We start from the raw sequence: 12,055 nt of genomic DNA, 5'->3' as shown, positions 1-12,055 counted from the left end.
GGCGGTCCGGCCGCCGGGAGAGCGGCGCGCAAGCCGCGGACGCCGTCAGGCGGGGAGAGCGGCCGCGGGCGGGCAAGCGTCGCGACGGCGGCGGTGTCCGCGCCGGACAGAGGGGCGGCTGGCTCCTCCGCTGCTGCGAGCGCGGGGCCGGCGGTCGTCGGGCGCTGCCCGCGGTCCGGCTGCGGCGGCCAGATCTTCATGGGACGCAAAGGGTACGGCTGCAGCCATTACAAGACGGGCTGTGGCTTCGTCATCTGGAAGATCAGCTTCGGCAAGACGCTGACCGACGCGATGGTAGTCAGCCTGATCGGCAAAGGCCAGACGGGCAAGCTGAAGTTCAAGGACGAGCGGGGCGAAGCCTTCGACGGTAAGCTGGTGCTCGAAGATCCGGCGACGGGCAAGCTGAAGCTGGAGCGGTTGTCTTGAGGGAAGGTCGCATGCTTGCCATAACAGCAACAGGGCGTTCCGGTCATCGGGGAGATGAACCGGAACGCCCTGTTTTTCAATGCGCCTCGAGGCGGTGCGCTTCGGCGAGACGGCGCTGCCGCCAGCGGCGCCAGACGACGCCGTGCGAAGGCGAGAACAGCAGCGCCAGGACGAACAGCGCGCCGGCGACGCCGATCATGCAGCCCGCGATGGAGGCGTCGAGCAGGCTCGCGGCATAGTAGCCGGCGACCGCGCTGACGCAGCCGAGGGCGATGCTGTAGACGATCATCCGGCCGAGCCGTTCGGTCAGCAGATAGGCGGTGCTCGGCGGCACGACCAGCATGCCGACGACGAGAATCGCGCCGACGCTCTCGAAGGAGGCGACGGTCGTGATCGAGACGAGGCTCATCAGCAAATAGTGGAACAGGGCGACCGGGATGCCGATCGCCGCCGCGAGCGCGGGATCGAACGCGCACAGCTTGAACTGCTTGTAAAAGAGCGAGATGCACAGGACGCCGAGCAGCAGCGCGATGCCGACGCCCCACACCGCCTTGGGGCCGAGCGCGATGCCGGCGATCTCGATCGTGTTCCAGGAGACGTAGGCGATCTCGCCGTACAGCACGCAGTCCAGATCGAGATCGATGTGCTGGGTGTACGCGCTGACGAGGACGATGCCGACGGAGAACAGCGCCGTAAAGACGACCCCGATGGCCGCGTCGGACTGGACGCCGCCCTGGTGGAACAGTTGAATCAAAAACACGGTGACCAGACCGATCGCCGCCGCGCCGAGCAGCATCGGCAGCGAGTCCCGCGAGCCGCTGACGAGAAACGCGATAACGATGCCGGGCAGCACCGAGTGGCTGATCGCGTCCCCGATCATCGCCATCTTGCGCAGGACGAGGAAGCAGCCGACGAGGCTGCAGCTCGCCGCGACGAGCATGCCCGTCAGGAGGATCCACAAAGTCGTCATTGGACATGCTCCTTTCGTAAGGCGGGTTCGGCCGGCTCCGCGAGCGATCGGGCGAGCCGCCTGCGGGCCGAGAAGCGGCGCAGCGCCTTGGGCAGGACGCCGCGTCCGGGCGCGAACAGCACGGAGGCGGCAAACACCGCCGTCGCGGTCAGGACGCAGAGCGGCCCCGTCGGCAGGTTGTTGCCGCTTGCGCTGATCGCCGTGCCGACCAGGCCGGAGAGGGCGCCGAACGTCCCGGCCAGCGCGACCATGACGCCGAGCCTCTCCGTCCAATAGCGCGCCGAGACGGCCGGCGTAATGAGCAGCGCCGCCATCAGAACGACGCCGACCGCTTGGATGCCGACGACGACGGCGATTACGAACAGCAGCATGAGCAGATGGTCGAGCACGGCGACGGGGAAGCCCATCCCGCGGGCGAACCCCGGATCGAAGCTGATCAGCTTGAACTCTTTGAACAGGAGCGCGCACGCGGCAACCAGCACGCAGGAGATGACGGCGAGCACGGCCACGTCGGTCCCGACCATGGAGGCCGCCTGGCCGAACAGAAACTTGTCGAGCCCGCTTTGGTTGCCGCTGCCGCTGTGTTGGATCTGGGTAAGCAGGACGATGCCGACGCCGAAAAAAACGGTCAGCACGATGGCGAGCGCGGCGTCCTGCTTGATCCGCGAATGCCGCGTAATGTAGCCGATGCCGAACGTTGCGACGAGCCCCGCGGCGGCCGCGCCCGCCAGCAGGACGAACAGCGACTTGACGCCCGTCAGCATGAAGGCGATGCAGACGCCCGGCAGCGCAGCATGGGACAAGGCGTCGCCCATCAGCGACTGCTTGCGCAAATAGGCGAAGCTGCCGACGACGCCGCTGCCGAGTCCGAGCAGCATGCAGCCGAATAAGATCCATCGGACGTTCGGATCGCCGAAGAGGCCGAGCCATCCGCTCATGTCCGCCTCACCTCCCGTTCGCGATGACGGGGGAGCCGAGCTCGCGGTCCAGCATCGTGAGCCGTCCCCCATACGTCGTCTGCAGCTTGTCGGCGGTAAACGTCGTCTCGGCCGGCCCGAAGTCCACGACGCGTTCGTTCAGCAGCAGCACCCAATCGAAGTACTCCCGCACCGTCGACAAATCGTGATGGACGACGATGACGGTCTTCCCTTGTTCCTTCAGTTCGGATAGCAGCGCGACGATCGCCTTTTCCGTGGCCGCGTCGACGCCGACGAAGGGTTCGTCCATGAAATAAAGCTTGGCGTCCTGCGCCAGCGCGCGGGCGAGGAATACGCGCTGCTGCTGCCCCCCGGACAGCTGGCTGATCTGGCGGCCGGCCAGCTCCCGCATTCCGACTTTGGCGAGACAGGCGAGGGCGATCTCCCGCTCCGCGGCGCCCGGACGCCTGAACCAGCCCAGGCGCCCGTAACGTCCCATCGTCACGACGTCCAGGGCGCTCGTCGGAAAATCCCAGTCGACCGACTCCCGCTGCGGGACGTAGCCGACCAGCTTGCGCTGCTCCGCATAAGGCCGACCGTAGATCAGCACTTCGCCCGATAGGCGGGGGATCAGCCCGAGGGCCGCTTTGATGAGGGTGGATTTGCCCGCGCCGTTCGGTCCGACGATGCCGATCAGCTTGCCTTCCGGCGCTTCGAAGGATACTTGCTGAAGCACGGGCTTTTTCTGGTACGCGACCGAAAGGCCGCGTACGACAAGCGGTGAAGTTTGCATTTCGATTCCTCCTTGTTGAGCGGCGATCGCCTTCCGAGGGCGCCCGATCAGCGCAGCGCTTCGACGATCGTCCGGACGTTGTGGCGCACCATGCCGACGTAGGTGCCTTCCTCGGTGCCTTCCGCGCCCATGGCGTCGGAGAACAGCTCGCCGCCGATGACCAGGTCGTGCCCTTTGGCCTTCGCGCCCTGGATGACGGCATCGATCGCTTTGCGGGGGACGCTGGATTCGATAAAGACGGCCTTGATCCGGTTCTCGACCAGGTAGTCGCGAAGATCGGCCACGTCCTTCGTGCCCGCCTCGGAGGCGGTGCTGATGCCTTGCAGACCCATGACCTTGATCCCGTAGGCGTCTCCGAAGTAGCCGAAAGCGTCGTGCGCCGTCACGAGCACGCGGCCGGATTCGGGAATCGAGGCGATCTGCTCCCGCACCTCTTCATGAAGCTGCGCCAGCTTCTCCAAATAGGCGTCCGCCCGGTCCCGATACGATTGCGCATGCGCGGGGTCCCGTTCGGCGAGCGTATCCCGGATGACCTCCGCAGCGCTCATCCAATTTCGCACGTCAAACCAGATATGCGGATCGTGTTCGGTCCCTTGGGCGGGATCGCCCAAGCGCAGCCGATCATCCGCGAGGTTTCGGGAGACGGCCACGGTCGGCTTCTTGCCGGCCATCCGTTCGAAGATTTCGACCATCTTTCCTTCCAGGTGCAAGCCGTTATAAAAAATGACGTCCGCATGGTCCAGCTTTTTAATGTCCCCCTGCGAAGCTTTATACAGATGGGGATCCACGTTCGACTTCATCAATCCTTCAACCGCAACGCGGTCTCCGCCGATTTCGTTCACGACGTCCGTAATCATGCCGATCGTCGTCGTCACCTTGATCTTGTCGTCCGCGGACTCGAACGTGCTCGAGCCGCAAGCGGTCAGCGCCGCGGCGATTCCCGCGGCGGCCAGCACGAGCGGCATCCGGGAGAACCGGAGGCGCCGGGCAAGGCGGTACAGCATTTGCTTCACTCCTTTTCGGTAATGGATAGGCTTGGTCCATATGTTTCTCGAGGCGAAATAAGTTTCCTCAGGGAAACAAAAAGGCCAAAAAAAGAAGGCCTTCCTTTTTACCTAAGCCTACAATATTATCCTACAACAACAGATTTGCCTGTACAACAAAAAGTTTCTATTGTGCAAAATAAATTAGAGCGCCGCAGAAGCTTAGCAAGCTTTCGGCGGCGATCGTTCATCGCTTCGTCAAATCCGCTTCCCCGTCTCCCGTGGCATGTCCGGGCGGCGTCGGTTATGATGGTACAGAGAAGATCGAGGGAGGACCTATCGATGATGACGAAATACGTAAAAATCGGCGCCGCCGTCGCCGGCTTGGCCGTGGCGTTCGGCGCGTTCGGCGCGCATTCGCTGAAAGAAACGCTGTCGGCCGACGACCTCGCGGTATTCGAAACCGGCGTCCGCTATCAGATGTACCACGGCCTGGGCCTGCTGCTTGTCGCGCTGCTGGGAGAGCGGCTCGCCTCCGGAAAGCTGGCGCTGTGGTCGGCGCGGCTGCTGCTGATCGGCACGGTGGTGTTCTCCGGCAGCCTGTACGCGCTGACGCTTACCGGGACCAAGTGGCTGGGCGCCATTACGCCGATCGGGGGCGTCGCTTTCCTGGCGGGATGGCTCTGCCTGCTGCTGGCGGCACGGAAACCGCGCTCCTAAGCGAGGCGAAGAGGAGAGATTGCGGAAAAATATTGAAAATGCGATGTCGCGTTTTCTCGACTTGTTTTATAATGGGAGAGACAAGATCTGACAGGTTTCCCCAAACCGGGAGAAAGGAAGTCGACTCGTGAACGGATGGCATACCGACAGCCTATGGCGCGCCTGGTCGGCCGTCAGCGGCGTATTGGCCCTCAGCACCGCTTCATTGGGTTGGTTCCTTGCTCGGGAACGGCGCAAATCCAGAGACGCCAAGCGTTCGCACGACGCCGAGCTGTTGGCCTCGCTGGAGGATAGCCCTTTGTTTTTCGCCGTGATCGGCCTTACGGGCCGTTTCGAACGGATGAATCGAGATCCGCTGGCGTCGCTCGGACGGACCAAGGATCAGTTGATCGGTCGTCCGATGGAGGACCTGCTGCCCGCAGCCTCTCGCGAACAGGCGCTGCAGCTGTTTCGGAAGACGCTGGCGGGCGAGCGCTGCTCCGCCGAGCTGCAAATTCTTCACGCGTCGGGCCATGCCGTCGATCTCCAGATCGAGACGGCGCCGCTTGCCCGGGCAGGCCGGGTTGAAGGGGTCGTCATCTTTACCCAGGACATCGGAGAGCGCAAGCGGTCGCTGGAACGCATCCGCTACATGGCCTATTACGACGACATGACCGGCTTGCCGAACCGCAGGTTTTTCATGAACCGCCTGCATAAACGGCTATCCGGCGGGGTCGCCGAGGGCACGCTGCTGGCGGTCTTCTACCTCGACGTCGACCGGTTCAAGCTGGTGAACGCCTCCTACGGCCGGGATACGGGGGATATCCTCCTGCTGCAGATCGCCGAGCGGCTGACCCGCTGCTTCGACGTACAGGAGGATTTGGCCCGGATGGAGGGCGACGAATTCGTCGGACTGTTCGAGGTGCGGGACACGGGCGAGGCGTCCGCCCGGATCGAAGCGCTCATGCGGCAGTTCGACGAGCCGTTCGAGCTCGGGGGCATTCCGCTGCATGTGACCGTGAGCGTCGGCTTCGCGCTGAACGTCGAGGCCGGCGACGATGCGGGCACGCTGCTGAAAAAGGCCGATACGGCTCTGCACCGGGTCAAGGAGAACGGCAGAAACGACTATACCCGCTACGTTCCGGAATTCGAGAACACAGCCTTACATAAGCTTACGCTGCAGCACGAGCTGATCGAGGCGCTGCAGCAGGAGCAGTTCCTGCTCTATTACCAGCCGCAGTACGGCCTCTCGGACGGCAGGATCGTCGGTCTGGAGGCGCTCATCCGCTGGCGGCACCCCGAGCGGGGACTCGTCCCGCCCGCGCAGTTCATCCCCGCGGCCGAAGACAGCGGCATGATCGTGGCGCTCGGGGATTGGGTGCTGCGGGAGGCTTGCCGGCAGAACAGGGCCTGGCAGGACGCGGGACTGCCCGCCATCCCCGTCTCGGTGAACCTGTCGTTCCGGCAGTTCGCGCAGCTGGACCTGGTCGGCAAAGTAGCCGCCATTCTCGAAGAGACCGGGCTCGACGCCCGCTATCTGAAGCTGGAGATCACCGAAAGCATGACGATGGACGTGGAGCGGGCGCTCGCTTATCTGAAGGCGCTGACCGCGCTCGGCATCGGCATCAGCGTCGACGACTTTGGAACGGGCTACAGCTCGTTCCACTACTTGAAACGGCTGCCGATCGGCAGCCTCAAGATCGACCGCTCGTTTGTTCGGGACATCCAGCAGGATCCCAACGACCGCGCGATCGTCGCCGCCATCATCGCGATGGCCCACAATCTGCAGCTGCAGGTTATCGCCGAAGGGGTGGAGACGGAAGAGCAGGTCCGCTTTTTGCAGCACCACCGCTGCGACGAAATGCAAGGCTATTACGGCAGTCCGCCAGTGCCATCGGACGAGGCGGAGCGTCTGCTCGCCTCCGGCAGCGGCGAGTCGCTGCGTTCCCTGTCGAGCTAGCCCTTTTAGCCTTCCTAGCTCTCTTTTGACAAGCGTACACATCGAAAAGCCGCAGCTCCTCGGAGCTGCGGCTTTTTTTTGCAGGGATAGAGGGTCCGTTTGCGGTTCAATCTGCGATGAAGTCGTCGATCTCGTTCAATCCTACGGTGTAGACCCGCTTCTCGTCTACGTGATACAGGGTGAGCAGCTCGTTGTCGGAATCGAAATTGACCACCCGGCACGGCATGCTGAGCTTGACGCCCTTGCCTTTGTTGACTTGGACGCGGATCAGCTTGCTCGTCTGGATGTATTGGCGGATGCGGGCATCGAGCGTTTCCGTCAAGATTTGCGTCTTCTCCGTCGCTTGTTCCAGAGCCTCGTCGATCGACTGGCCCAGACGCACGCCGGATTGTATGCGGAAATCGGCGAAATCCGCCTGGTTCAGCACGTGGAGCAGCCGTTCCAGAGCGTTGCCGTTGGTGGATGAACGAACGAGTATTTCAACTTGAAAAAGATAAGAGCCGTCATCTTGTTTCTTTGGTGCGTTTGCCATCGGATGTCGTCATCCTCTCGGAGCCAAGCTGCAGTTGACTGTCTAGGAGTAATATATCATGAATCGCAAGGTCGACATAGTCCCAAATGGGTGTTCATCCCGCGCGGATTAGTCGGGTGGACGCATATCATGTATCGCAAGATCCAGACGGGATAAGGACGGAACGGTCCGGTTTCGGTCAATTGAAATGAGTCGAACGTCCCGGTTTTCGGTCGGCGTTCATCGATCGGCCGCATACGCCGCGGGGAACGTCGGCAGTCCGTTTTCATTGAATCGGCGGAGGTGAGAAGGGTGATTCGACTGGTTCCAATCGACATCGGGGGCCACACGGCGCTGGGCGTTGAAGTGCTGCTCCCGAAAACGACGCTGCTCGCCGTCACGGCCGGCGACGGCTATATCATGTGCGGCGCGCTGGACGTCGGCCTGCTGAACGACCGGCTCCGGGAACGCCGGATTATCGCCGCCCGCGCGGTCGGCGTGAAGACGCTCGAGCAATTGCTGGATGCGCCGATGGAGTCCGTTACCGACGAAGCCCGCGCGCTCGGCATCGTGCCGGGCACGATCGGGCGCGACGCCGTCGCGATTCTGGCAACGACGAATGCGGCTGCCCCGCGGGAGTAACGCCGGGGAACAGCCGCATTCGCAGATTGCCGGTTTCGTTAATCTTCGAACAGCTGACGCAGCCCGTTATCGTAAGGCGCCCGGACGATGCCGCGTTCGGTGATGATGGCGGTGACCAGGTCGTGCGGCGTCACGTCGAAGGCCGGGTTGTACACCTTCACGTCCGCCGGCGCGGTGCGCCGGCCGAAGCCCAGCGTCACCTCGTCCGGGTGGCGCTCTTCGATCGGAATGTCGGCGCCGGTAGGCGTCGATAGGTCGATCGTCGACAGCGGACAAGCCACGTAGAACGGGATGTTGTGGGCTTTGGCCAACACGGCGACGCCGTAGGTTCCGATCTTGTTGGCGACGTCGCCGTTGGCGGCGACCCGGTCCGTGCCGACGATGACGGCTTGGACCCACCCCTTGGACATGACGTGGGCCGCCATGTTGTCGGTGATCAGCGTCACATCGACGCCCGCCTGCTGCAGCTCGAACGCCGTGAGCCGGGCGCCCTGCAGAACCGGACGGGTTTCGTCCGCGAACACCTTCAGCGCGATGCCCTGCTCCAGGGCCAGATAGAACGGCGCCAGCGCCGTCCCGTATTTGCTCGTAGCAAGCCCGCCGGCGTTGCAGTGCGTCAGGACGCCCATGCCGTCCCGGAAAAGCGTCAATGCATGCTCGCCGATCTTGCGGTTTGTCTCTTCGTCCTCGGCCTGAATCCGCTGCGCTTCCCGAAGCAGCGCGTCAACCGCTTCGGCGGCCGTTGCCCCGCGTTCGGCCAGCGCGTCCGCGCGCGCCCGCATCCGGTCCAGCGCCCAGAACAGGTTCACCGCCGTCGGCCGGGACGTCGCCAGATGCTCGGCATGGCGTCCGACCTCGGCCGCCAGCTCCCGAACGCCGCCGGCGAAGTTCCGCACGCCCAGCACGATGCCGAAGGCGGCGGCAATGCCGATCGCGGGGGCTCCGCGGACCTTCAGCTCGCGGATGGCGTTCCAGACGTCCTGGGGCGTCTCCAGACGGAGGTAGACCGTTTCTTCCGGGAGGAGCCGCTGATCCAGCAGCGACAAGGCGCCGTCTTCCCAGCGGATCGGCTGCAGCACCTTCGAGGCGGCGCCGGAGGAGGAGGGTTGTTCGCTCATGATGACAGTCTCCTTTGCAAATATCGTATTTAGCGTCCGTGCGCGGCGGCTTCGGCGATGCGGATGAGATCCTCGATGGACTCCGCTCGGCGGTGCTGCAGGATCAGCTCGCGCGCGATGGCAAGCGCGAGGCGCTGTGCCCGCTCGCGGGCGGCCGCGTCCGGAATCGTGTCGATATCCGCCACGTGGGCCAGGCCGTAGATGCGGCGAAGCGCTTTGGCGCCGGCGAAGCCGACCGTGTCCTGCAGCAAGCGGCGCATGTAGTCGTCCTGATAGCCTTTGGCGCGGGCGACGCGGTCGACGCCGCGCTCGTTCCACAGCGCGCGGAACTTCCGTTCGAAGCCGGTCCACAGTTCGCGGATCGTTTCCAGCAGGTAAGCCCTGCGGTCGCGGCGGGTCGATTCGTCGGCGCTCCAGTGCTCTTGGGCGACGTAGTGAAGAAGCAGGTTGGCGATCGGAGCTCCGATATCGAAGCCCATCGGGCCGAAGTAGGCGAACTCGGGATCAATCACTTTGGTCGATGCCGGCGTGACGAAGATGCTGCCGGTGTGCAGATCCCCGTGGAGCAGCGCCTGGGCGTGCGTCAGGAACTTCTCGCGGAGCAGCGCTACCTCCAGGTGGAGGGCTTCGTCGTTCCAGATCGCTTCGGCGGCATCGCGGATCGCGTCCTCGATGTTGTTCGTATCCGCGTCGCGGTAGGGGTCGTCGAAAATCAGATCCTCCGTGATTTTGCAGAGGTCGGGGTTGATGAAGCCCGCGAGCGTCTTTTTCTTCTCCTGCTGGTTCATGCCGAGGTCGGACGTAAAGAAAAGCGTGTTCGCGAGGAATTCGGAGAGATGCTCCGCGAAGGACGGATAGGTGCCGCCCTCGATCAGCCCGCGGCGCATGATGACGTGATCGCTCAAGTCTTCCATGACGGTCAGCGCGAGATCGTTGTCCGTTTGGTACACCTTCGGCACGAGTCCCGGAGCCAGCTCGCCCTGCTTGACGAGCGCTTCGGCTTCGATCCGGGCGCGGTCCAGGCTGAGCGGCCAGGATTCGCCTACGACCTTGGCATAGGGCAGCGCCTGCTTGAGGATGATGCTGCGGCCTGTCGCCGGCTGCGTAATGTGGAAGACCAGATTCAGGTTCCCGTCTCCGATCTCGCGGGAAACAAGCGGTTCGTCCGTGGGGAATACTTGCCGGATCGAGCGGGCGATCTCGATGGCTTCCGCTTCGCTAAGCGGGTGATACTTGCTCATTCGTACATACACCTCCGGATAAGTTCGCCTGCTTGTCCGCCTTCGCGGGCGGACACATCTTAGCACAGTATATAGCAATCGGACCCGCAAAAAAAGCACAACCGGACGGGAAATCCCCTGGCGGCTGTGCCTCTCCGTGGACGGATCAAGGCGTTGCTCGAATGACTGCTTGCTTTCTATTATAATGGAACGCTTTAACGCCGAACAGGGGAAACTGGCGACGAAGCCGCCGGACATGGTAAGGTAAGAGCATCTGGCGAATACAGGAGGAATTGCGATGGACGGATCCAATCTGATCGTACGTCTGGAAATGGAAGCGGACCGCGCGCTCTTCGGCACGATCGCGACGGCCGTCGGCGCCGCCGGCGGCGATATCGTGGCGATCGACGTGATTCGCGCGGGCCAGCGGAGCATCCGCGACTTGACGATTCGGGCGGAAGCCTCGATGGAGGCGATCGTGGAAGCGATCCGCAAGGTGCCCGGCGTCCGCGTCGTCAACGTCTCGGACCAGACGCTGCTGCTGCACCTGGGCGGGAAGCTCGAGGTGACGCCCCGGATCAAGATCCGTACCCGGGACGATCTGTCCCGCGTCTATACGCCAGGCGTGGCCAAGGTGTGCATGGCCATCCACGAAGATCCGGCTTCGGCATTTTCCCTGACGATCAAGCGCAACACGGTCGCCGTCGTCAGCGACGGCACGGCCGTGCTCGGCCTCGGCAACATCGGCCCCGCGGCCGCGATGCCCGTCATGGAGGGCAAGGCGATGCTGTTCAAGGAGCTGGCCGGCGTCGACGCTTTCCCGATCTGCCTCGATACCCAGGATCCGGACGCGATCGTCGAAATCGTCCGCGCTCTCGCTCCGGCGTTCGGCGGCATTAACCTGGAGGACATCTCTTCGCCTCGCTGCTTCGAGATCGAGCGCCGCCTGCAGGAGCTGCTGGACATCCCCGTCTTCCACGACGACCAGCACGGGACGGCGGTCGTGCTCATCGCCGCGCTCATGAACGCGGCCAAGTGCGTCGGCAAGAAGCTCGCCGACATGCGCGTCGTCGTCTGCGGCATCGGGGCGGCCGGCATGGCCATCGTCAAGATGCTGCACACCGCGGGCGTGCCGGTTGTGCTGGCCGTCGACCGGGCGGGCATTCTCTCCCGCAAGACGACGTACGACAACGTCGCCTGGCAGTGGTGCTCGGAGAACACGAATCCGGAAGGGATCGAGGGCGGCCTCGAGGAAGCGCTCCGCAGGGCGGACGCCTTCATCGGCGTCTCGGGTCCGGGCGTCCTGAAGCAGGAGTACGTGCGCGGCATGGCGGCCGATCCGATCGTCTTCGCGATGGCGAACCCGGAGCCCGAGATCCGTCCGGAGCTGCTCGAAGGTATCGCCGCCGTCGTCGGTACGGGGCGCTCCGACTATCCGAATCAGATCAACAACGTCCTTTGCTTCCCAGGTATTTTCCGCGGGGCGCTCGACTGCCGCGCTTCCCGCATCACCGAGGGGATGAAGCTGGCGGCCGCCCGGGCGATCGCCGCGGTCGTGACCGACCAGCAGCTGAACCCGGAGTACATCGTGCCCAGCGTCTTCAACGCGGACGTCGTCGAGTCCGTCCGCCGAGCGGTCGTGAGCGCCGCCTACGCGGACCGCGTCGCCCGCCGGGTGGACAAGCGCGAGCCTGCGGACGAGATTTAAGGATTGCAGATGACAGCCTGCAAGCGGCTTGGCCGCTTGCAGGCTTTTTTATCGTACGCCCAGCATGGGCGTCATCTCTACGGTGAAAGTCCGGAATGGGGGCTGGCA

At 63.8% G+C, this 12,055-nt stretch carries 12 protein-coding genes; 5 read left to right on the top strand and 7 right to left on the bottom strand.

Translation table 11 applies throughout. From position 1 onward, the window contains the following. On the top strand, positions 1 to 426 hold a 426-nt coding region (locus tag LKX83_RS31255; protein ID WP_370639164.1), incomplete at its 5' end, for a topoisomerase C-terminal repeat-containing protein. 76 nt (positions 427 to 502) lie between these two features. Here the strand turns inward: LKX83_RS31255 and LKX83_RS31250 are convergent. The 4 genes from LKX83_RS31250 to LKX83_RS31235 are packed head-to-tail and all read right to left on the bottom strand — an operon-like array spanning position 503 to position 4,110. After that, positions 503 to 1,396 (bottom strand): metal ABC transporter permease, encoded by an 894-nt coding sequence (locus tag LKX83_RS31250; RefSeq protein ID WP_227887095.1) that lies wholly within the window; start codon positions 1,394 to 1,396, stop codon positions 503 to 505. Continuing rightward, positions 1,393 to 2,334, bottom strand: coding sequence for a metal ABC transporter permease (locus tag LKX83_RS31245; RefSeq protein WP_227887093.1), 942 nt, complete (start codon positions 2,332 to 2,334; stop codon positions 1,393 to 1,395). Before LKX83_RS31245 ends, LKX83_RS31250 begins: the two co-directional genes overlap by 4 nt. A gap of 7 nt (positions 2,335 to 2,341) precedes the next feature. Continuing rightward, positions 2,342 to 3,106, bottom strand: a complete 765-nt coding sequence (locus LKX83_RS31240) for a metal ABC transporter ATP-binding protein (RefSeq protein WP_227887092.1) — start codon at positions 3,104 to 3,106, stop codon at positions 2,342 to 2,344. A gap of 47 nt (positions 3,107 to 3,153) precedes the next feature. Next, positions 3,154 to 4,110 (bottom strand): metal ABC transporter solute-binding protein, Zn/Mn family, encoded by a 957-nt coding sequence (locus LKX83_RS31235; protein ID WP_370639163.1) that lies wholly within the window; start codon positions 4,108 to 4,110, stop codon positions 3,154 to 3,156. 321 nt (positions 4,111 to 4,431) lie between these two features. On the opposite strand from LKX83_RS31235, the gene LKX83_RS31230 reads away from it, so the two are divergent. Both LKX83_RS31230 and LKX83_RS31225 read left to right on the top strand, forming a co-directional pair. Beyond that, complete coding sequence (locus tag LKX83_RS31230) at positions 4,432 to 4,809, top strand: DUF423 domain-containing protein (protein WP_227887088.1); 378 nt, start codon at positions 4,432 to 4,434, stop codon at positions 4,807 to 4,809. A gap of 127 nt (positions 4,810 to 4,936) precedes the next feature. Next, positions 4,937 to 6,748, top strand: coding sequence for a putative bifunctional diguanylate cyclase/phosphodiesterase (locus tag LKX83_RS31225; protein ID WP_227887086.1), 1,812 nt, complete (start codon positions 4,937 to 4,939; stop codon positions 6,746 to 6,748). 106 nt (positions 6,749 to 6,854) lie between these two features. Here LKX83_RS31225 and LKX83_RS31220 read toward each other — a convergent pair whose 3' ends face one another. After that, a complete protein-coding gene (locus LKX83_RS31220) occupies positions 6,855 to 7,280 on the bottom strand; it encodes a hypothetical protein (RefSeq protein ID WP_227887084.1) in 426 nt (141 codons plus the stop codon). 291 nt (positions 7,281 to 7,571) lie between these two features. Between LKX83_RS31220 and LKX83_RS31215 the strand changes: the two genes are divergently transcribed. After that, positions 7,572 to 7,901, top strand: coding sequence for a YunC family protein (locus LKX83_RS31215; protein ID WP_227887082.1), 330 nt, complete (start codon positions 7,572 to 7,574; stop codon positions 7,899 to 7,901). Between the two features lie 38 nt (positions 7,902 to 7,939). Here LKX83_RS31215 and mtnA read toward each other — a convergent pair whose 3' ends face one another. Next, entirely contained in the window at positions 7,940 to 9,019 is a 1,080-nt protein-coding gene (gene mtnA / locus LKX83_RS31210; protein ID WP_227887080.1) for an S-methyl-5-thioribose-1-phosphate isomerase, read from the bottom strand. A 29-nt stretch (positions 9,020 to 9,048) separates the two neighbouring features. Further along, the gene (mtnK, locus tag LKX83_RS31205) at positions 9,049 to 10,260 is read right to left on the bottom strand and encodes an S-methyl-5-thioribose kinase (protein ID WP_227887079.1); all 1,212 of its coding nucleotides are present in this window, start codon (positions 10,258 to 10,260) and stop codon (positions 9,049 to 9,051) included. A gap of 253 nt (positions 10,261 to 10,513) precedes the next feature. Here mtnK and LKX83_RS31200 point away from each other — a divergent pair, with 253 nt between their 5' ends. Next, the gene (locus LKX83_RS31200) at positions 10,514 to 11,947 is read left to right on the top strand and encodes an NAD-dependent malic enzyme (protein WP_227887096.1); all 1,434 of its coding nucleotides are present in this window, start codon (positions 10,514 to 10,516) and stop codon (positions 11,945 to 11,947) included. Positions 11,948 to 12,055: the final 108 nt, after the last annotated feature.

Origin of the sequence: Cohnella baijiui (assembly GCF_020731285.1) — a bacterium.
Lineage (GTDB): Bacteria > Bacillota > Bacilli > Paenibacillales > Paenibacillaceae > Cohnella.
Note: the sequence above shows the minus strand (reverse complement) of the source record. Positions and strands in the feature narration are given on the sequence as shown.

Coding starts and splice junctions, on each gene's coding strand:
- LKX83_RS31235 (WP_370639163.1), bottom strand. CDS start 4,110: ATGCTGTACCGCCTTGCCCGGCGCCTCCGGTTCTCCCGGATGCCGCTC.
- LKX83_RS31240 (WP_227887092.1), bottom strand. CDS start 3,106: ATGCAAACTTCACCGCTTGTCGTACGCGGCCTTTCGGTCGCGTACCAG.
- mtnA (WP_227887080.1), bottom strand. CDS start 9,019: ATGAGCGAACAACCCTCCTCCTCCGGCGCCGCCTCGAAGGTGCTGCAG.
- LKX83_RS31220 (WP_227887084.1), bottom strand. CDS start 7,280: ATGGCAAACGCACCAAAGAAACAAGATGACGGCTCTTATCTTTTTCAA.
- mtnK (WP_227887079.1), bottom strand. CDS start 10,260: ATGAGCAAGTATCACCCGCTTAGCGAAGCGGAAGCCATCGAGATCGCC.
- LKX83_RS31250 (WP_227887095.1), bottom strand. CDS start 1,396: ATGACGACTTTGTGGATCCTCCTGACGGGCATGCTCGTCGCGGCGAGC.
- LKX83_RS31245 (WP_227887093.1), bottom strand. CDS start 2,334: ATGAGCGGATGGCTCGGCCTCTTCGGCGATCCGAACGTCCGATGGATC.
- LKX83_RS31230 (WP_227887088.1), top strand. CDS start 4,432: ATGATGACGAAATACGTAAAAATCGGCGCCGCCGTCGCCGGCTTGGCC.